Below are 17,815 nucleotides of genomic sequence, written 5' to 3'. Positions count from 1 at the left end.
TGGCGCGCCCGCCGATCCGCGATACCGCACGCCCATCTCCCTGTTGTGTACATGCCAAGGAACCTCCATGTCTTCGTCCTGCTCCGCCATCACGCCCGCCCTGATTTCCCAGGCCCGTACCCCCAAGCCGCTGCCCGCCCTGACCGGCGTCGGCAAGCTCGACCGGGGCCGCGTCGCCACCGAGGAGATCCTGAACGGACTTGAGGGCATCGCGCTGTCCGTCTCCCGCAAGCGCGCCCAGCAGATGGAAGGCGACAGCCACCAGGCCGCCCAGGACATCGCCCAGGAGATGCGTCTCTCGTTCTGGCGCGCCCTCAACGACTGGGACGTGGACGCCCCCAACACCGCCACCTTCACGAGCTACGCCTTCCAGCGCGCCAAGCTCGACGGCCGCTCGGCGGCCACCCGCGAGATCGCCCCCGGCATGCCGCGCGACTCGGTGGCCAGCTTCATGGGCGCGCTCACCCGCAACGGCGGCGACTTCGCTGCTGCCAAGCAGGAGCTGACCGGCCACCCCGATACCAAGCGTCGCTTCTCATCGCAGCAGGCCGACCTCGTGGCCTCCGCCTTCGCCCGGCCGGTGCCCATCGAGAGCGTGTCCGAGAGCGCGCTCGCCGCCTCCCACGCCCAGGACCCGGACGTCCTGGTCGAGTACACCGCGCTGGGCACCACGCCCCGCATGCCACGGCTTCACATCGTCGTGTCGAACGGGCGGGAGGTGGTGGCCGGGGCGACGACGGCCGGCTGGTGCACCGACCTCCAGCCCTCCCTTGCCCTGAACCCGCTCGCGCTGTCGCGCGACGCCGTCCGCTGTAAGGGCGTCAAGGTCACTGGCGCCAAGCGCGGCAAGCACGCCACCGGAGCGATCATCGACCACCGCGCCGAGACCGAGACCAGCGACCGCTTCACCGCTGCCGCTCGAATCAAGGCCGCCGAACTGCTGGCGAGCATGTCCCCGACCGAGGCCGCCATCGCCCGCGCAGCCTTCGGATTCGACGGGCCGCCGATGCTCACCGACGCCGGAAAGCTCGACGCCACCGCGATAGCCGAAGCCCTCGGCAAGACCCCCGGCACCGTCAAGGCCACCTGGTCGCGGGCCCTGAAGAAGCTCCGTGCCGCCGCGTGAACGCCCCTGTTAACCGCCCCGCCTCAAGCCTTCCGAACCCCACGGAAAGGACCCCGCGATGAAGTCCCCAGTCGGAACCCACGAGCTGACCGGCGGCGCACAGCTGCACGTCTACGCCGCCCAGGACGACCGGTACCGCCTGGAGATCACCCGTGGGGAGGAGAGCGTCACCTACGACTGCGGGCACTCCGCCCGCCAAGTCCACGCCATCCTGGCCCTGCTCAGCTGACGAGGAGAGAGACCATGATTGAGACCACCGAGCACAAGGCCACCCTCACGCCGCGATTCGGCTCCGTCGTCGCCGTCCGCAACGATCGCATGGGCGCGGTCCTGGCCCTGTCCGCCGGGGCCGAGACCGCCCGGCCGGCCAAGCTCAACGCCGAGCAGTGCCGCGAGCTGTCCGCCTACCTCGCCCGCCAGGCCACCGCGCTGGAGGGAACCGAGAAGGTCGAGTGGGTCTCCGTCCCGACGAGCCGTCAGGCCGCAGGCGCTTCCTCGCCCGGACTGTACGACCGGCCAACCCCGCGACCCCTGGCCGGCATCGACTCGCACTGGGAGGCCCGGTGACCCGCACCGAAGCCCTCACCCTCGCCCAGAAGACCGTCACCGAGATGTCCACCAACGCCCGGGGCTACCAAGACGGTTGCCCCTTCGAGGCCCGCGTGAGCGCCGTGCTCCGCCTGGCCGAGTTCCTGATGACCGGAGAGAACCCCGATGACGACCGCACCTGAGCAGCCGACCGTGTACGTGGACGAGCAGCGGTTCCCCTGCAAGTACGACGGCCCCGCCGACTTCGCCCGCCTGCACATCGACGCTGAAGGCGACATCGGCCTCCTCGTCCGCTCCGGCGACCCGAACGCCAACCCCGCCTCCATCTATCTGAACCCCGAAGTCGCCGAATCCCTGGGCCAGTCCCTGGTCAACGTGGCGGCGCGCTCGCGTGTCATCGCCGAGGAGATCCGCCGCGTCCAGGCCCAGGAAGCCGAAGCCGCGCGCCGCCTCGGTGAGATGGAAGCCGCCCGCCAGGCCGAGGAAGCCCGCCAGGCCGGAACCCCCTTCATGGTGGCCGGCGGCTCCACCTCTCCCGCTGCCCTTCCGCAGACCGCGCTCGCGGACACGCTGGTCCGCCAGAGCACTGCCACCGTCGGGGCCCAGGTTCCTTCCTTCGCGGACACGATGCTGCCGCAGAGCGACAACACCGCCGAGCGCGAGCGCGCGTTCCTGCGGGCGAGTGAACTGCTCGGCCCGGACGCCGGAGTCGCGGCGCGCATCGCCATGGCGAACTACCTCCTCCAAGGCGGCCACCAGTGACCCCGCCCGTGATCCATGCCGTCGTCCACCAGGCCGCCCGCGCCTATGAGGCCCGCACCCCCGCAGGCGAGCGCGTCATCGTCATCGAGACCGAGCACTCCTCACCCGGCCAGCTCACCCGAACGGTCGTCCCCCTCCCGGAGCACGTCGCACTCGCCCTCGCCACCGACATAGAGAGCGTCGGATGGTGATCTCCACTTGACCCACCACGAAGGCCCCCGGCCGGCACTGCTCGCACAGTGCTGACCGGGGGCCATTTCTTCGTTTCAGGCCGCCTTTGCAGGCTTCTCCTGTTCCTCTTCCCAAGCTTGGGGCTTCGCCCACTCGATCCGGATGCGGCCGGTAGTCCGCTGGCCGGAGTAGTCCGCCTGCCGAAGGTGCACAGCCTTAATGGCCAGCCGGATGAGCTGACCTCGGAAGTGGTCGTCGGACCGCTCCCAAAGTTCCTGCGCAGCAGTAGGGTTGGTCAGCACAGAGAGGTCGGCAACAGGTTGTGCGATGGTCTCCCACGTCTTCTTGGCCTCTGCGACAGCGGTCACGGCTTCCCGGCGGAGTCGGGCGAACGTTAGCTCTCCCTCGGCCCCGTCGTAGGCACCTGCCGCGAACACACGGTCCAGGCGTTTGACGCCCTCCTCGGCGCCCTTGAGTGTGGCCCTGGCCTCTCGCTCCGCGTTGCTCTCCTCGGGCTGCGACAGCGTCACCCATCCCTCCGCGACGGCAACCATCGTGGGGTCCATGGGGTCCTTCGCTGCCACTCGCTTCTTCCACTCGGCCCAGACGTACTTGATCACACTGTCCCGGAGAATGCTGACAGGGGCGGGACAGGGGCCACCAGCTATGTGCCGGGAGCACCGGAACGAAGTCCCGACAGACGTGGAGTTACCTTTGCAGCCCTCGCACCTCACGCTGCCTGCGAGCGGGTTCGGTGCTGCCGGCTGCTCGTCCTCGGAGATCTCTGGGCGCTGATGTCCTGCCGCCATACGGCGAGCCTTGTCCCATGTAGCCTGCGGGATCGGTTCCACCCCTTCGGCGAACACGCTGACCTTCTCGCCCTTCGGATTCCGCCAGATCTCATGTCGCCCGTTGACGCGGATGGTCTGCCACCCGAGGTAGACAGGGTTCCGAAGAATCGTCCCGATTGTGCTCCCGAGCCACGCATCGCCTCTTGGAGCTGCAATCCGGTCCGCTGTCAACGCCATAGCGATCTTCCGGTGGGGCCGCCCCTTGGCCGCCTCAGCGAAGATGCGCTCGTAGATCGGCCAACGCTTGGTGTGATGCAGCTTTCGCGTCTTCGGGTCTACTCGAAGGCCATCCGGTGCAGCGGAGAGCCACATCCCCATTTCGCGCTGCACAGCCTTGGTGCCGGTTACCTTGTAGGACAGAAGGTCGCTGTACTCTTTCGCGTCCTCAGCTTTGTTGATGATGTACTTCCGGTCCCTCGGTTCGGCCGAGTCCAACCGGTCGTAGTCAAAGACGATGCGCTTTCCTTCGTCCATGACCCGGAGTACGTCACCCGCACCACGCCGCGAATATCGCGAGGAATCGAAGACCCAAAGTGCCTGAGACTCGTCTTCCAAGAGTGCGCTGACGGCGCTCTCGAATTTGGGACGGGTCTTGCTCCGGTAGGCGGACTGGTTTTCACGCCAAATCTTCCGGATTTCAAAGTTCTCAGTGTCGGCCCATTTGCGCCCACGCTCTTCCTGAGCGTCCATGGACAGCTCTCGCCGGTAGTCGCCCTCGCGGATCACCTGGGACTTCCGGAGATACAGGTCCACCAGCGGCTTTTCAGGAGCCATACGTCGATCGTGTCCTCCCCGGTCGGAACCCGCACCCGGAGAGGTGCAACCCTGGTTACCCGACCTGGGTCGGCACGTCGACCAGGTCGTGCGCGTCGGCCGGCTCGGTCCAGATCTCCCGGCCGCCCGCTCCGGCGACCGCCTCGGTCAGGATCGAGCGGGGCAGCGAGCGCGGGGCGCGCAGCAGGAACTCGTCCACCGTCGCGTCCGGCAGCGGGTGGGTCTGCAGCGAGACGATGCTGATCCGCAGCGCGGCCAGCGCGGTGCAGACGGCCGCCAGCGAGCCGGGCGCGTCCGAAACGGTGGCCCGCAGCCGCCAGAGCCGGGTCTGCTCGGGCAGCGCCGCGGCGGGTTCGAGCTGCCCGGCCTGCCCGGGGCCGGGGTCGGCCAGTGGATCGGGGCCCGGCGGCGCGTGCGGATGGCGGTGTGCCCACCAGCTGTGGAACACCGCCGTGGCGAGCAGTGCGGCGGCCGAGACGGCCAGCAGCACCGGGCCGTCGTGGCCGTGCACCACCACGTTGGCCACCAGGTCGGCGGTGGCCACCGCGAGGAAGACGGCGGCGAGCTCCACGGTCGAACGGCGCCAGCGGTCCGAGCGGGCCTGCCGGCGCTGGGCCCGGGAGGGCCGCGCGGCCGCCTGGCCGGGGTGCTGGCCGGGGTGCTGGTCGGGCTGCTGGTCGGGGTCCCGGCTGGAGTGCTGGTCGGGGTGCTGGGCAGAGAACGGCGATCGAGTCATGTCCCCACCATGACGCGCTGGTGTTTCACGATCACGAATCTGTTATGACCGCCCGGTTAATGTCTGCCGGGCGGCGAAGGAGGCTGGTCAGGCTACTGTCGGGTAGTCAGATCACCTGCGGCGGAGCGGACTTCGGCCAGCAGGACGGTCAGATCCGCCTCCGTGGTGGCGGCGTTGAGCAGGCAGGCGCGCATCGCCTCCCGCCCGGCCAGCACGGTGCCGGTGACGAAGGCCCGCCCGCGTCGCTGCACCGCGAGCGGCAGCGCCTGGTTGAGCCTGTTCAGCTCGGCCGGTGGCAGCCGTGCCGGACGGGCCCGGAAGGCCACGATCGAGGTCTCCACCGGGGCCAGCAGCTCCAGCTCCGGATCCGCCTCGACCAGCTCGCCGAGCCGCCGGGCCAGCCGGGTGCAGTGCGCGATGTCGGCCGCCAGGCCCTCGCGGCCCCGGTGCGCGATGGTGGCCCAGACCTTGAGCGCGCGGAACGGGCGGGTCTGCTCGGTGCCGTACTCGGAGAACCAGCCGAACCCGTCGCCCTCCTCGTCCCGCAGGTAGGCGGGCACCAGGCTGAAGGTGCCGCGCAACTGCTCGGCGTCGCGCAGCAGGGCGCAGCCGCAGTCCACCGGCACGCCGAGCCACTTGTGCGGGTCCAGGGCCAGCGAGTCGGCCCGCCCCAGGCCCGCGTAGCGGTGCGCGATCCCGGGGTCGAGCACCCCGAAGGCCCCGTACGCGCCGTCGATGTGCAGCCAGAGTCCCTCCTCGGCGCAGAGGTCGGCGATCGGCTCGAAGCGGTCCACCGCGCCGGTGTTGACCGTCCCGGCCGAGGCGACCACCAGGAACGGCAGCCGGCCGGCCGCCCGGTCCTCGGCGACGGCCGCGCGCAGCGCCTCGACGTCCAGCCGCCCCTCGGTGTCCCCGGGCAGCACCCGCAGCTGCCGGCTGCCCAGGCCCAGCAGCTCGGCCGCCTTGCGGACGCAGGAGTGGGTCTCCCCGCTGACGTAGCCGACCAGCGGCGGCAGCCCGGCCAGCCCCTCGGCCCGCACGTCGTGTCCGGCCCTGGCGGCCGCGCGGTTGCGCGCGGCGGCCAGGCAGACGATGGTCGCCATCGAGGTGCCGGAGGTCAGCAGCCCGCCGCCGCCAGGGCCCTCCCCGCCGCCCCGCGGGCCGTGCGGGAACCCGACCAGCTCGGCCAACCAGCGCACCACCGCCCGCTCCAGGTGCACGTCGGCATGGTCACCGCCCGCCGAGCTCGGGTTCATCGCGGCGGCGGCCAGGGTGGCCAGCACCCCGGCGGGGGCCGGCGCCGAGTTCACCCAGCCGAAGAAGCGCGGGTGCCCGTTGCCCATCGGCGCGGGCATCACCTCGCGCTCGATCACCCGCAGCAGCTCGTCGAGGCCGCGCCCGGCGCCCGGCAGCGGCGCGTCCAGCAGCCGGGCACGTGCCGCGGGGTCCATCGGCTGCCAGACCGGCCGCTCCGGCACCGCGGCCAGGTAGTCGGCGACCAGGTCGGCGGTGGCGCGGGCGGCATCGCGAAAGGGCAGCTCAGGCATGGCGCCGATGCTACGCGGGAGCCGCGCGGCGGTGGTTCTCGGGGGAGCGGGCGCTCCCGCCGCAGAACGGGCCGCCGGCGGCGAAGGCCCGCTCGGCGAAGCGCGCGCCGATCCGGCGGTGGGTGGCGGCGTCCGGGTGCAGGCGGTCGGGCAGCGGCAGCTCGGCGGCGTCGGCTTCGCCGTAGAGCTCGCGGCCGTCCAGGTAGTGCAGGTTCGGGTCCTCGGCGGAGCGCTGCGCCACGATCCGGGCCAGCTCCTCGCGGATCACCCGCAGGGTCAGCTTCCCGCCCGCGCACTCCGCCGGGTCGCCCGCCGCCGTGAACCGCAGTCGTCCGGCGGCGAGTTCGCCGAGGTCCGTCGCGCTGGGGCCGGGCGTCTCTTCGTGGATGGGGCAGAGGATCGGCGACACCACCAGGAGCGGCGCGGTGGGGTGCCCGTCACGGACCGTGTCCAGGAAGCCGTGCACGGCGGGGGTGAAGGCGCGCAGGCGCATCAGGTCGGTGTTGACCAGGTTGATGCCGATCTTGACGCTGATCAGGTCGGCGGGCGCGTCCCGGATGGCCCGGGCGGTGAAGGGGTCGAGCAGGGCGCTGCCGCTCAGTCCGAGGTTGACCAGCTCCACGCCGCCGAGCGAGGCGGCGAGCGCGGGCCAGGTGGTGCTCGGGCTCGCCGCGTCGGAGCCGTGGCTGATCGAACTGCCGTGGTGCAGCCAGGTCCTGCCGCCCCGGGCGGGAACGGGCTGGACGGGGGCGTCGGTGCGCAGCGCGATCAGCTCGGTGATCTCGTTGTGCGGCAGCCAGATCTCGATGTCCTTGGCGCCCTCGGGCAGGCCGCTGAAGCGCAGCGTGGCGGGCTCCCCGGCGCGGAGCTCGCAGGCGCCGGTGGCCAGGTCGATGGTCGCGGTGTTGCCGCCGCTCGCCGTTGGCCCGGCCGGCCAGGCGCCCGTCGACGAGCAGGTCGTACACGCCGTCCGGGCGCGGCGGGGCGCCCGGGTGGACGCGCTTGGTGGGCACCGCGTCGAGCTCGATCGCGGTGGCCCGAGTGCGGAAGGCCAGCCGGACCCCGGAGGGCTGCGACTCCGCCATGGCCAGCAGCGGGTCGGCGAACTGGGCGCGGGCGCGGGCGGGCAGCCGGTGCGGCATGATGCCGTGCTCGGTGTGCTCCAGGTCCAGGGCGCCGCGCAGCAGGCCGGGGGTGATGGGCGTGCTGATCCAGTGCCGCTCGGTCTGCGTGCTCTCGTCCTGCGTGCTGTCGGTGCACATGGGTATCGGCCTGCCGATCGGGGTTCGCGGATGGTGCTGCGTCAGGGCGCGGGCCAGTTCCGCAGCAGGGCGTCGAGCGCGTCCAGGGTCCGTGACCAGGTCTCCTGGGTGTCGGGGGCGCTGTGGCTGAAGCCGCCCCCCATCTCCAACGTCACGTACCCGTGGAAGACGCTGCCCAGCAGCCGGACCGCGTGGGTCTGGTCCGGTTCCGCCAGGTCGTAGCCGCGCAGGATCGCCCGGGTCATCTGGGCGTGCCGCACCCCGGCGCTGGCGGCCGCCGTCGCCGGGTCGAGCCTGAACTGGGCCGCGGTGTAGCGGCCGGGGTGTTCATGGGCGTAATCGCGGTAGACGTTCGCGAGGGCGGTCAGCGCGTCCTTGCCGGCCCGACCGGCCAGGGCGTCGGCCGCCCGGTCAGCCAGTTCCTCCAGGGCGAGCAGGGCGATCCTGGTCCGCAGGTCGTGGGAGTTCCGTACGTGCGAGTAGAGGCTCGCGACCTTGACGTCGAACCGCCTGGCCAGCGCCGAGACGGTCACCTGCTCGAACCCGACCTCGTCGGCCAGCTCCGCCCCGGCTCGGGTGAGGCGTTCCGTCGTCACTCCTGCTCGTGCCATGGCCTTCTCCTCAATCCTCGTGGCCAACTATATATTTGCCTAAAACCTTTAGGCAAATTAGCCTGCACTTATGGAGTCACTGACCGAAGAAGAGATCCGTGCCGCGTTCGTGAACTGCACCAAGGGCGAGGCGAAGCGACTGTCCGTCCCGCGCGACCTGGCCGACCGCCCGTGGGCCGACCTGGACTACCTCGGCTGGCGCGACCCGCAGGCCCGTGACCGGGCCTACCTGGTCACCGTGCTGGAGGGCCGCCCGACCGCCCTCGCGCTGCGCGGCCCCGGCTCGACCGTCCGGCAGGCCCGGCGCAGCCTCTGCTCGCTCTGCCTGACCGCCCACACCGGCGGCGTCTCGCTGATGGTCGCCCCCAAGGCGGGCCGGGCCGGCCAGCAGGGCAACTCGGTCGGCGCCTACCTCTGCGACGACCTCGCCTGCTCGCTCTACGTCCGGGGCAAGAAGGACGCGGGCGCCGGCGCGCGGCTGCCGGAGTCGCTCACCGTGGAGGAGAGGATCCAGCGGACCTTGGCGAACGTCGCCGACTTCATCGCCAAGGTCACCGCCTGAACCAGGGCCCCCGGTCCAGGCGGTGACCCTGAGCGGTCCAGGCGGTGACCTTGAGCGGTCCAGGCGGTGACCTTGAGCGGCAGCTCCTAGTCCAGCGAGCCGGACAGGTGGGCCGAGGAGCGGCAGTCGCGGGCCAGCTCCTGGTCGGTCAGCTTCGCGCAGAGCCGCCCGGCGGCGCCCGCGTCCGTGTAGTTGACCGTGTAGTAGCTGACCATGCCGTCCACGCACGCCTTGCGCTGCCAGCTGTCGGCCGCGCTCGCGCACTGCTGGCCCACCCAGTCCTCGCGGTCCAGGTTGTACTTCATGGTCCGCGAGCCGACCCCGCGGCTGCAGTCGCCAGAGCCGCCGCTCGCCTGGGCGTTCAGGCACCACTTGAGCGCCTGGGCGTAGACCTCGGGGTGGTCCGGGTAGTCGTGCGAGGAGAGGAAGAAGGTCGGCGCGTAGAAGTAGCAGGCCGACTGGAAGAGCGCGGGCTGCTCGGGGCAGGGGTAGAGCGGCTCGGCGGCCAGCTTGTCGGCGGGCAGCTGCGCCTTGGCGTTCTCGTCCTCCTCGTCGGGGCCGAAGAGCTGCATGAACAGGCCCTCGGAGCAGGTGATGATCCGGCTCTGCGAACCGAACTTGCTGCACAGGTCGCGGGCGGCGGGCACGTTCTGCTTGGTGACGAACATCGTGCCGTGGCCCACGCCGTGCACGCACGGGCCGGCCATCTGCGGCTGGCAGAGCTTGAGCAGGTCGGTGCCCGGGTCGCTGGAGGCGGCGAGCATCTCCTCGACCGCGCCGTGCAGGTAGCCCTCCGCGCAGGTGTCGTGCGGGAAGGAGAGCACCTTGGCGAAGTCGTGGTCGTAGCGCTTGACCGCCGCGTGCCCCAGCTCGTGCGCGATCGGGTGGCAGAACCGCACGGTGTACGGCTTCGCCTTGGAGATCCTGTCCAGGTCGGCCAGCGCGACGCCGGGGTCGGTGGCCGCCATCTCGGCCATCAGCTTGTTCCGCAGGGTGCTGCGGGTCCACACCGCGGGGTCGCCGGTGGGGGAGGCGGAGGCGGCGGCCTGCCGGCCCGCGGCGACCTGCCCGGCCCGGCCCGCGGTGGGTACGGCGGCCGGGGTCCAGTTCGTGACGGCCAGCGCGCCGAGGCCCAGTGCCCCGAGCAGGACCGCGGTGATGATGGCGAAGACGCGCGGGTGCATGCGGCTCAGCACTCCTGGTGGGTGGACGGCTACGGACCGTCTCACATCCTCACCCGGAGGCGGCCGAACACCGCTCCCGGTTGGTCCATCCGGTGTGTCGCCGTGGCACCATGCCAGGACACCCTTCGGCCGTCTGGAGTACACGCATGGCAACCACCGCTGACCTGGCCTTCCGCCCCGCGACCGCGCGCGACATCCCGGCGCTGGTCGAGCTGGTCGAGTCCGCCTACCGCGGCGACGCGAGCCGGGTGGGCTGGACCACCGAGGCGGACCTGCTGGACGGGCAGCGCACCGACCCGGACTCCGTCGCCCAGGCGCTGGCCCGCCCCGACACCCGGGTGCTGCTGGCCGAGCGGGCCGGCACCGGCGAGCTGCTCGCCTGCTGCACGGTGGAGCGGCGGGGCGGTGGGGCCTACTTCGGGATGTTCTCGGTCCGGCCCGCCCAGCAGGGCGGCGGGGTGGGCCGGCTGGTGCTCGCCGAGGCCGAGCGGATCGCCCGGGAGGAGTGGGGCGCCACCGAGCTGGAGATGACGGTGATCGTGCAGCGCGCCGACCTGATCGCCTGGTACGAGCGCCGCGGCTTCAACCGCACCGGCGAGCTGTCGCCGTTCCCCTACGGCGACCCGAGCTTCGGCCTGCCCAAGCGCCCCGACCTGGCCTTCGAGCGGCTGGTCAAGGCGCTCTGAGCCGACCGGGCCCGGGCCCGGCCCAGCGCCCCGCCCGGTGCTACCGCGAGGTCGCCTCGGTGGCGGCCGCCGGGGTGAACGGGCGCCCGTCCAGGGTCCAGTGCGGGTCGGGCGCGATCTGCAGCGCCGCGTAGACGTGGGCCGCCACGTCCACGTGGCGCACCGGCAGCACCTGGCCGCCGGGCGGCAGACCGGGGCCGCTGGCGGCCACCCAGGCGGTGCGCTCCAGCGTGCTGCGCCCGCCGTGGCCGCCCTGGTCGACGTGGCCGTGGTCGGTCACCACGATCACCGTCCACTCCTCCTCGGCGTACTCGGGGCGGGCCCGCAGCGCGGCCAGCAGCCGGCCGAGGCGGGCGTCGGCGGCCTCGATCGAGCGGCGGTACTCGGCGCCGCAGCCCAGGAAGTGCGCCGTCTCGTCCACCGCGCCCAGGTAGACGAAGGTCGCCTGCGGGTCGTCGTCGCCGGTCAGCACGGTGACCGCCTCGGCGGTGGCCCGCTCGTCGCAGACCTCCCAGGCCTCGGGGGTGTCCTCCAGCGGCGCGATGTAGGCCAGCCGGCCCGGGGCGGCGAAGAGCGGGCCGCCCTGGCGGGCCAGGAAGAGCGGCTCCCAGCCGCCGACCGCGAAGGTGCGCCGCCGGTGCGTCTCGGCCAGCCGGGTGGTGAAGTCCGGGAAGACGTCCAGCCGGTTGCCGCCCAGGTGGTTGCCGAAGACGCCGTGCTTGGCGACCGTGACCCCGGTGACGATGGTCGCCCAGCACGGCCCCGACATGGTGGGCGTGGCCTCGTCGACCTCGACGGGGGCCAGGAAGCCGTCCGCCGCCACCGCGTCCAGGTGCGGGGTCGCCAGCTCGGGCAGCAGGTCGAGGCGGACGCCGTCGATGCCGACGACCAGGACGCGGCGCGGGCCGGCGGGCCAGAGGCTGGACACGGGGGACTCCGATCGTTCAGGTGCGGGAGCGGTCGGGTCGAAGGCGCGCGGCCGACCGGACCAGAACCGAACCCTAGCCGTCCCGAACCGGCGACCGGCACCTGGGCCGCAGGTCAGCGGGCGGGCGGCGGGCGGGCGGCGGGCGGGCGGTGGCGCGCGGTGGCGCGCGGTGCGGTGCGACGTGACACGCGCCGGGGCCCGGCCGCACTCGGCGGCCGGGCCCCGGGCGGGCGGGAGGCGTCAGGGGCGGATCCGCACCACCTGCGGGTCGTGGTCGCTGGACTGCACCGCGAACTCGCTGTTGATGTGCACCACGTCGTACTGGGCGCTGCCGATCGAGGGGCTGACCAGGATGTGGTCCAGCACCTGCGAGTTGCCGTCGTAGACGTAGGAGTACTGCTTGGTCTCGGGCAGCTCGTTCACCAGGTCGTCCAGCTTGTCGCCCTTGGTGAGGGCGGCCAGCGCCGGCGAGAACTGGTAGTCGTTGAAGTCGCCGAGCGAGACCACGTCGGCCTGCGGGTCGGCGGCCTCCAGCTGATCGACGAACGCCCCCTCGACCTGGGCCTGCTGCAGGCGCTGCGCGTCCGAGCTGCGGGCCGGCGGCTGGAAGCGGCTGTCGTAGGGCTGGTCGGCCAGCTTGGCGGTCCAGTGGTTGGCGATGATGAAGAGCTTCTTGCCGCGGAAGCTGAACTGGCCCACCAGCGGCTTGCGGCTCGCGGTCCAGGCCGCGTCGGCCGGGTCGATCCGGCCGGGGGAGGCGGTCAGCTCGGTGCCCGCGCCGTGGCCGGTGACGCCGACGGCGGTGGTCGAGGTGCCGCCGGGGATGTCGGTGAAGCTGATCCGGTCCGGGTTGAAGAGGAAGACCTGGCGGATGTTGCCGCCGGGCTGGCCGCCGTCCTGGCCGTCCACCGGGTCGATCGAGCGCCAGTCGTAGGTCGGGCCGCCGGCCGCCTTGATCGCGGCGACGAACTTGGCCACGGTGGCACTGGCGTCCACCGTGCCGTCGTTGGTGGCACCGCTGTTGTCCTGGATCTCCTCCAGCGCCACCACGTCGGGCGAGCGCAGGTTGGTCACCACGCCCTGCGCCAGGCCGGCGAACTTGGCCGCCGAGTCGCTGGGCGCGAGGTTCTCCACGTTGTAGGTGGCGATGGTGGCCTGGTTGTCGCTCGCCTGCGGGGCGACCTGGCGCTGCAGGTGGTTGTCCTGGAGCGCGCCGAGCTGGGTGGCCACCAGGGTGTAGCCGCCGGCGTACTGGTTGTAGTCCAGCGGGCCGACGGTGGCCCCGGTCAGCCGGTCGCCGACGTTCGCCGAGGGGAAGGGCTGCTGGGCGGTGGGGACCAGCGACTGGATCTGCAGCCGGCCGCCGTTGGGCTCCTGGTACGACTCGTAGAGCGTGCCGCCGCGGGCCGAGCGCTGGTCGCCCGGGTCGGCGTCCACCCACAGCTCGCTGTACGCGTCGGTGGCGCCGACCACCCGGGTGTTGTCCACCTCGACCCGCATGCCCTCCAGCGACTCGTAGAAGTCCAGCGCGTACTTCTCCGGCTGCAGGGTCAGGCTCTCGATCGAGGCGCTGCCGTTCTGCGGGGCGTAGCGGCCGGGGATGTCACCGCCGTTGATCTTCACGGCGGTGGGCAGCGCGTTGCCCGAGGAGAGGACCGTGACGGTCGGCTTGGTCAGCTCGGTGACCGACTGGTAGCCGTCGGCGTAGTCCGGGTAGTACTCGCTCACCTTCGCGTCCACCAGCACCGAGTCGCCCACCGCGACCTTCGGGGTGCTGCCGGTGTAGACGAAGACCCCTTCGCTGGTGCGCGGGTCGCGGTCCGGGTTCGGGTCCTGGAACCAGAAGCCCTTGGACGAGCCGTAGCTGCGGATCCCGGTGACGATGCCGGGCACGCCCTGCACGCTCTGGCCGTTCAGCGGGGATATCCGGGTGGTGCCCTGGATGTCGTGGATCCGGACCTGGCCTGCGCCGGCGGCACCGGCGGCGACGGCCGGCAGCGCGGCGAGCACGAGGGAGGCGACGACGGCACTGGGCAGCACGGCGGCGCGCAGCACGGAGCGGCGCGAGGGGCGGGCGAAGGAAGCGGTGGACACCGGGACGGGGCTCCTCGACGGTCGGCGGGTGAGGTCGACTACTCGCGTAGACCACGGTCCGCGCGAGTGCCTCGGCGGGCGACGATACGCGCGTAGAAAACCACCGGACAAGGTCCGTGCAGTGAACTCTTGACCACTCGTCAGCGTCCTGCCGCTCCGCCCGTCAGCGCCCGGCAGCTCCGCACCGTGACGGGTCGTGGTGGGTCGTGACGGATCCTGGTGGGTCGTGGTGGGTCGTGGTGGGTCGTGACCGTCGCGGCGGCGCGCGGCGGGCCCGCCGCGCGGCCCCCTTGCAGGCGCGCCTGGGCGGGCGCCTCAGCAGGCCGCCGACAGCCCGGTCGGGCGCGGCGACAGCGCCGCCTCGATCCGCTCCGCCTCCGGGACGCCGAGCCGGCGGGCCAGGGTCAGCGCCTGCCGCAGCCGCGTCCGGCCCTCGCAGGGGCGCCCGGCCGCCAGGTCGCCGCGGCCCAGGCCGCTGAGCGCGCGCACCTCCTCCAGCGGCGAGCCGGCCGCCAGCGCGCAGGTCAGCGCGGCGGCGAACTCGCCCTGCGCCCCGGCCAGGTCGCCGGTGGTGGTCAGCAGCCGGCCGAGCAGGTTGCGCACCTCCGCCTGGCCGGCCTGGTCGCCGCGCTCCTGGCAGAGCGCCAGGGCCTGCCCGAGGCGGTCGGCGGCGCCTTGGTGGTCGCCGGTGGAGAGCAGCGCGTCGCCCAGGTAGGCGAGCACCCGGGACTCGCCGAGCAGGTCGCCCTGTTCGCGGTAGAGCCCCAGCGCCTGGCCAAGGCTGGCCACCGCCTGGGCGTGGCGCCCGGTGGCCTGCTGCAGCACGCCCAGGTACGCGCCGGTGTTCATCCGACCGCGCGCCTCGTCCAGCTCGCGGTACATCAGGCCGGCCCGCTCCAGGTCGCGTTCGGCCGCGTCGTACTGCCCGGTGACCAGCCGCACCGCGCCCAGCGCCATCAGCGCGTTGGCGTGGCCGATCCGGTTGCCCAGGCCCTGGTAGAGGGTCAGTGCCTGCTGGTGGGTCAGCTCGGCCGCCTGGTAGCGGCCCGTGAGCTGCTGCAGCGAGCCCAGGCTGGCCAGCGCGTACGCCTCGCCCGGCCGGTCGTCGCGGTCCCGGCACAGCTCCAGCGCCAGGTGCAGGCTCGCCTCGGAGGCGGTCAGGTCGCCGGTCAGCTGCTGGATCAGGCTCAGCTCGCTGAGCGCCGCCGTCTGCCCCGTGCGGTTGCCCAGCCGGCGGAAGAGCGCCAGGGCCAAGGTGGCGTGCTCGGTGGCCTCGGCGTAGTCGCCGGTGATCCGGCCCAGGATGCCCAGCTGGCAGAGCGACTCGGCCTCGCCGGGCCGGTCGTTCGCGCCCCTGGCCAGGGTGAGCGCCTGGGCGAAGTACTCCCTGGCCCGGCCGTTGTCCCCGAAGGTGCGCTCCATCGCGCCGAGCTGGATCAGCACCGCGGCCTGCCCGCTCGGCTCGTCCAGGCTCCGGAACAGCTCCAGCGCCTGGCGCAGGTGCTCGGCGCCGGCCTCGTGCTCGCCGGTGAGCCGCTGGAAGGTGCCCAGGTGGATGAGTGCCTGGGCCTGGCCCAGCCAGTCGCAGGTGAGTTGGGCGGTCTCCAGCGCGATCTCGTGCAGGGCGCGGGCCTGGCTCCAGTGGCCCTGGGCGCGCAGCAGGTCGTGCAGCGCGGCCGGCAGCCACACGGCGTGCCGCGGGTACCCGTGGCGGGCCGCGTGCTCCACCGCGGCGCGCAGGTTGCCGCGCTCGGTGCGCAGCCAGGCCATCGCCGCGCCCTCGGTGGGCAGCTCGGCGCCGTCGGGCCGCTCCGGGCAGTTGATCGCCAGGTGCCGGCCGGCCTCGATGGCCAGCGCCAGGTAGCCGTCGAGCAGCCGGCCCACCGCGGCGTAGCGGGTGGCCTGGTCGTCCTCGGCGCTCAGCGCCCTGGCGTGCTCGCGGATCAGGTCGTGCATCCGGTAGCGGCCGCGCACCGGCTCGTCGACCAGGTGGTGGTCCTCCAACTCCTCCAGCAGCCGGCGCGCGGTGGCCAGGTCGCCGCCGTCCAGTGCGGCGGCGGCCCGGGCGTCGAAGTGGTCACCGGGATGGAGGCCGAGCCGGCGGAAGAGCCGGCGCTGCGCGGGCGTCAGGTCCCGGTAGGAGAGGTCGAAGGCGGCGGCCACCGAGACGTCCTCGGCGCGCAGCGCGCCCAGCCGGCCCGCCGCGGCCGCCAGGTCCGGCACCAGGTCGGCCACCGACCAGGCCCGCCGGTGCCGCAGCCGGGCCGCGGTCAGGTGGATCGCCAGCGGTAGGTAGCCGCAGAGCCGCACCACCTCCTTCACCGCCGCCTGCTCGGGGGCCAGATCGGGGCGCCCCGCCGTGGCGGTGAAGAGCGCGGCCGCCTCCTCGGGCGGCAGCACCCCCAGGGTGATCGGCACCGCGTCGCCCAGCGCCGGCAGCCGCCGCCGGCTGGTGACCAGCACCAGGCTGCCCGGGGTGCCGGGCATCAGCGGGCGGACCTGCTCGCTGCTGCGGGCGTCGTCCAGCAGCAGCAGCATCCGCCGCCCGGCCAGTCGGCTGCGCCACAGGTTGGCCCGCGCGTCCAGGTCCCGCGGTATCTGCTGCGGGGAGACGCCGATGGTGAGCAGCAGCGCGGTGAGCGCGTCCGCGGGCTCGACGGCGGGGGTGCCAGGGGTGTGGGCGTGCAGTGGCAGGAAGATCTGCCCGTCCGGGAAGTCGGCCGCCAGCCGGTGCGCGGCGTGGATCGCCAGCGCGCTCTTGCCCACCCCCGGCATCCCGTCGACCGCGTGGATGCCGACCACCTGGCCGTCGGAGCTGCCCGCGCGGCAGGCGGTGAGCAGCCGCTCCAGCTCCTCGCAGCGCCCGGTGAACCCGGCCACGTCCCGGGGCAGCCCGGCCCCGGCGGCCACCGCGGCGGGCGCCGCGGCGGGCGCCGGCGGGGCGGGGGCGGCGCTCCTGGCGGGCTCCGGGGCCTGCCGCTGCGGCGGCACCATGGGCAGGCCGGCGCCGACCTCGGCCCGCAGGATCTCCTGGTGCGCGGCCCGCACGCTGGGTCCCGGCTCGATGCCGAGCTCCTCGACCAGGGTGCCGCGCAGCCGCCGGTGCACGGCGAGCGCCTCGGCCCGCTGGTCGGTGCGGTGCAGGGCCAGCATCAGCTGGCGGTGGAACGACTCGCGCAGCGGGTGCTCGGCGGTCAGCCGGTTCAGTTCCGGGACCACGGCGTGCGGGCGGCCCAGCTCCAGCTCGGCGTCCACGAACCACTCCAGGCCCTGCAGCCGCAGCTCGTGCAGCCGCTGCACGTGCGGCAGCGCCTCCTCGGCGAGCGTGGGCAGGTCGGTCAGCGGAGTGCCGCGCCACAGCGCGAGGGCCGCCCCGGCCTGCTGGCTGACGCCCGGCCAGTCGCCCTGGCGCCGGGCGGTGCGGGCCGCCTCCAGGTGGGTGGCGAAGAGCCCGCTGTCCAGCTCGTGCTCGCCGACCTGGAGCAGGTAGCCGGGCGGGACGGTGCGCAGTCGGCCGGGACCGCCCGCGCCGAGCAGCCGGCGCAGCTGGACCACGTGGTTGTTGAGGGAGGTGGCGGCGGTGGCCGGCGGGTGCTCGCCCCACAGCGCCGCCGTCAGCCGGTCGCGGGAGACCACCCGGTTCGGCTCCAGCAGCAGCACCGCCAGCAGCGCCCGGCACTTGGGGGAGCTCACCGGCAGCGCGGTGCCCGTGGCGTCCTGGACCGTCAGCGGCCCCAGCAGGCCGAACCGCAGGTGGGAGGCCGTCCATGCCGGTTCGCCCCGGTCGGGCACGGCCGCAGCCGGGGCGGACGAAACGGCGTCCGCGGGGCCTTGTTGATGGTCCATTATCGGGATGTTACCCGCCCGTGTGCGGGCTCCGGCAGGCTCAGGGGAACCGAGCCCGGCCGGGTTGGTGCCCAACAGGGGAGGGCACCAACCCGGCCGGTCCGCGCGGGCGCGCTCGCCGTACCA

Annotated in this window: 16 protein-coding genes and 1 pseudogene; 8 read left to right on the top strand and 9 right to left on the bottom strand. The window is 73.2% G+C overall.

Going from position 1 to position 17,815, the window contains the following annotated elements:
* The first annotated feature begins 67 nt into the window (after positions 1-67).
* From OG455_RS38965 to OG455_RS38940, 6 genes are read left to right on the top strand one after another with little or no spacing between them, the layout of a single operon-like run.
* Positions 68-1,126, top strand: a complete 1,059-nt coding sequence (locus tag OG455_RS38965) for a hypothetical protein (protein WP_266301498.1) — start codon at positions 68-70, stop codon at positions 1,124-1,126.
* Between the two features lie 58 nt (positions 1,127-1,184).
* Positions 1,185-1,355 carry a hypothetical protein gene (locus OG455_RS38960; RefSeq protein WP_266301497.1) on the top strand — a complete coding sequence of 57 codons (171 nt, stop codon included), beginning with the start codon at positions 1,185-1,187 and terminating at the stop codon, positions 1,353-1,355.
* 14 nt (positions 1,356-1,369) lie between these two features.
* Positions 1,370-1,693 carry a hypothetical protein gene (locus OG455_RS38955; protein ID WP_266301496.1) on the top strand — a complete coding sequence of 108 codons (324 nt, stop codon included), beginning with the start codon at positions 1,370-1,372 and terminating at the stop codon, positions 1,691-1,693.
* Entirely contained in the window at positions 1,690-1,857 is a 168-nt protein-coding gene (locus OG455_RS38950) for a hypothetical protein (protein WP_266301495.1), read from the top strand. Before OG455_RS38955 ends, OG455_RS38950 begins: the two co-directional genes overlap by 4 nt.
* Positions 1,841-2,437 (top strand): hypothetical protein, encoded by a 597-nt coding sequence (locus OG455_RS38945; RefSeq protein WP_266301494.1) that lies wholly within the window; start codon positions 1,841-1,843, stop codon positions 2,435-2,437. Before OG455_RS38950 ends, OG455_RS38945 begins: the two co-directional genes overlap by 17 nt.
* Positions 2,434-2,628, top strand: a complete 195-nt coding sequence (locus OG455_RS38940) for a hypothetical protein (protein ID WP_266301493.1) — start codon at positions 2,434-2,436, stop codon at positions 2,626-2,628. The genes OG455_RS38945 and OG455_RS38940 overlap by 4 nt, the downstream gene beginning before the upstream one ends.
* A 75-nt stretch (positions 2,629-2,703) precedes the next feature.
* Here OG455_RS38940 and OG455_RS38935 read toward each other — a convergent pair whose 3' ends face one another.
* The 5 genes and pseudogenes from OG455_RS38935 to OG455_RS38915 all read right to left on the bottom strand — a co-directional run bounded on the left by OG455_RS38935 (position 2,704) and on the right by OG455_RS38915 (position 8,389).
* Positions 2,704-4,233, bottom strand: coding sequence for a recombinase family protein (locus OG455_RS38935; protein WP_266301492.1), 1,530 nt, complete (start codon positions 4,231-4,233; stop codon positions 2,704-2,706).
* 55 nt (positions 4,234-4,288) lie between these two features.
* Positions 4,289-4,969: a hypothetical protein gene (locus OG455_RS38930; protein ID WP_323185672.1), complete on the bottom strand. Its 681-nt coding sequence runs from the start codon at positions 4,967-4,969 to the stop codon at positions 4,289-4,291.
* 92 nt (positions 4,970-5,061) lie between these two features.
* Positions 5,062-6,516 (bottom strand): pyridoxal-dependent decarboxylase, encoded by a 1,455-nt coding sequence (locus OG455_RS38925; protein ID WP_266301491.1) that lies wholly within the window; start codon positions 6,514-6,516, stop codon positions 5,062-5,064.
* 10 nt (positions 6,517-6,526) lie between these two features.
* Positions 6,527-7,778 (bottom strand): annotated as a pseudogene (locus OG455_RS38920) (GDSL-type esterase/lipase family protein).
* A gap of 41 nt (positions 7,779-7,819) precedes the next feature.
* A complete protein-coding gene (locus OG455_RS38915) occupies positions 7,820-8,389 on the bottom strand; it encodes a TetR/AcrR family transcriptional regulator (RefSeq protein WP_266301490.1) in 570 nt (189 codons plus the stop codon).
* Between the two features lie 70 nt (positions 8,390-8,459).
* On the opposite strand from OG455_RS38915, the gene OG455_RS38910 reads away from it, so the two are divergent.
* Positions 8,460-8,951: an FBP domain-containing protein gene (locus OG455_RS38910; protein WP_266301489.1), complete on the top strand. Its 492-nt coding sequence runs from the start codon at positions 8,460-8,462 to the stop codon at positions 8,949-8,951.
* An 86-nt stretch (positions 8,952-9,037) separates the two neighbouring features.
* Here OG455_RS38910 and OG455_RS38905 read toward each other — a convergent pair whose 3' ends face one another.
* Positions 9,038-10,135 (bottom strand): hypothetical protein, encoded by a 1,098-nt coding sequence (locus OG455_RS38905; protein ID WP_266301488.1) that lies wholly within the window; start codon positions 10,133-10,135, stop codon positions 9,038-9,040.
* A 146-nt stretch (positions 10,136-10,281) separates the two neighbouring features.
* Between OG455_RS38905 and OG455_RS38900 the strand changes: the two genes are divergently transcribed.
* On the top strand, positions 10,282-10,821 hold the full coding sequence (locus OG455_RS38900) for a GNAT family N-acetyltransferase (RefSeq protein WP_266301487.1): 540 nt from the start codon (positions 10,282-10,284) through the stop codon (positions 10,819-10,821).
* Between the two features lie 40 nt (positions 10,822-10,861).
* On the opposite strand, the gene OG455_RS38895 is transcribed toward OG455_RS38900, so the two are convergent.
* The 3 genes from OG455_RS38895 to OG455_RS38885 all read right to left on the bottom strand — a co-directional run bounded on the left by OG455_RS38895 (position 10,862) and on the right by OG455_RS38885 (position 17,689).
* Positions 10,862-11,749 carry an alkaline phosphatase family protein gene (locus tag OG455_RS38895; RefSeq protein WP_323185671.1) on the bottom strand — a complete coding sequence of 296 codons (888 nt, stop codon included), beginning with the start codon at positions 11,747-11,749 and terminating at the stop codon, positions 10,862-10,864.
* A 240-nt stretch (positions 11,750-11,989) separates the two neighbouring features.
* The gene (locus OG455_RS38890) at positions 11,990-13,843 is read right to left on the bottom strand and encodes an endonuclease/exonuclease/phosphatase family protein (protein ID WP_266301486.1); all 1,854 of its coding nucleotides are present in this window, start codon (positions 13,841-13,843) and stop codon (positions 11,990-11,992) included.
* 315 nt (positions 13,844-14,158) lie between these two features.
* A complete protein-coding gene (locus OG455_RS38885) occupies positions 14,159-17,689 on the bottom strand; it encodes a BTAD domain-containing putative transcriptional regulator (protein WP_266301485.1) in 3,531 nt (1,176 codons plus the stop codon).
* Positions 17,690-17,815: the final 126 nt, after the last annotated feature.

Origin of the sequence: Kitasatospora sp. NBC_01287 (genome assembly GCF_026340565.1) — a bacterium.
Taxonomy (GTDB): Bacteria; Actinomycetota; Actinomycetes; order Streptomycetales; family Streptomycetaceae; genus Kitasatospora.
Note: the sequence above shows the minus strand (reverse complement) of the source record. Positions and strands in the feature narration are given on the sequence as shown.

What these genes read in the sequence shown, in the direction of transcription:
- OG455_RS38965 (WP_266301498.1), top strand. Translation starts at nt 68, where the DNA reads ATGTCTTCGTCCTGCTCCGCCATCACGCCCGCCCTGATTTCCCAGGCC.
- OG455_RS38960 (WP_266301497.1), top strand. Translation starts at nt 1,185, where the DNA reads ATGAAGTCCCCAGTCGGAACCCACGAGCTGACCGGCGGCGCACAGCTG.
- OG455_RS38955 (WP_266301496.1), top strand. Translation starts at nt 1,370, where the DNA reads ATGATTGAGACCACCGAGCACAAGGCCACCCTCACGCCGCGATTCGGC.
- OG455_RS38945 (WP_266301494.1), top strand. Translation starts at nt 1,841, where the DNA reads ATGACGACCGCACCTGAGCAGCCGACCGTGTACGTGGACGAGCAGCGG.
- OG455_RS38935 (WP_266301492.1), bottom strand. Translation starts at nt 4,233, where the DNA reads ATGGCTCCTGAAAAGCCGCTGGTGGACCTGTATCTCCGGAAGTCCCAG.
- OG455_RS38930 (WP_323185672.1), bottom strand. Translation starts at nt 4,969, where the DNA reads ATGACTCGATCGCCGTTCTCTGCCCAGCACCCCGACCAGCACTCCAGC.
- OG455_RS38925 (WP_266301491.1), bottom strand. Translation starts at nt 6,516, where the DNA reads ATGCCTGAGCTGCCCTTTCGCGATGCCGCCCGCGCCACCGCCGACCTG.
- OG455_RS38915 (WP_266301490.1), bottom strand. Translation starts at nt 8,389, where the DNA reads ATGGCACGAGCAGGAGTGACGACGGAACGCCTCACCCGAGCCGGGGCG.
- OG455_RS38910 (WP_266301489.1), top strand. Translation starts at nt 8,460, where the DNA reads ATGGAGTCACTGACCGAAGAAGAGATCCGTGCCGCGTTCGTGAACTGC.
- OG455_RS38905 (WP_266301488.1), bottom strand. Translation starts at nt 10,135, where the DNA reads ATGCACCCGCGCGTCTTCGCCATCATCACCGCGGTCCTGCTCGGGGCA.
- OG455_RS38900 (WP_266301487.1), top strand. Translation starts at nt 10,282, where the DNA reads ATGGCAACCACCGCTGACCTGGCCTTCCGCCCCGCGACCGCGCGCGAC.
- OG455_RS38885 (WP_266301485.1), bottom strand. Translation starts at nt 17,689, where the DNA reads ATGGACCATCAACAAGGCCCCGCGGACGCCGTTTCGTCCGCCCCGGCT.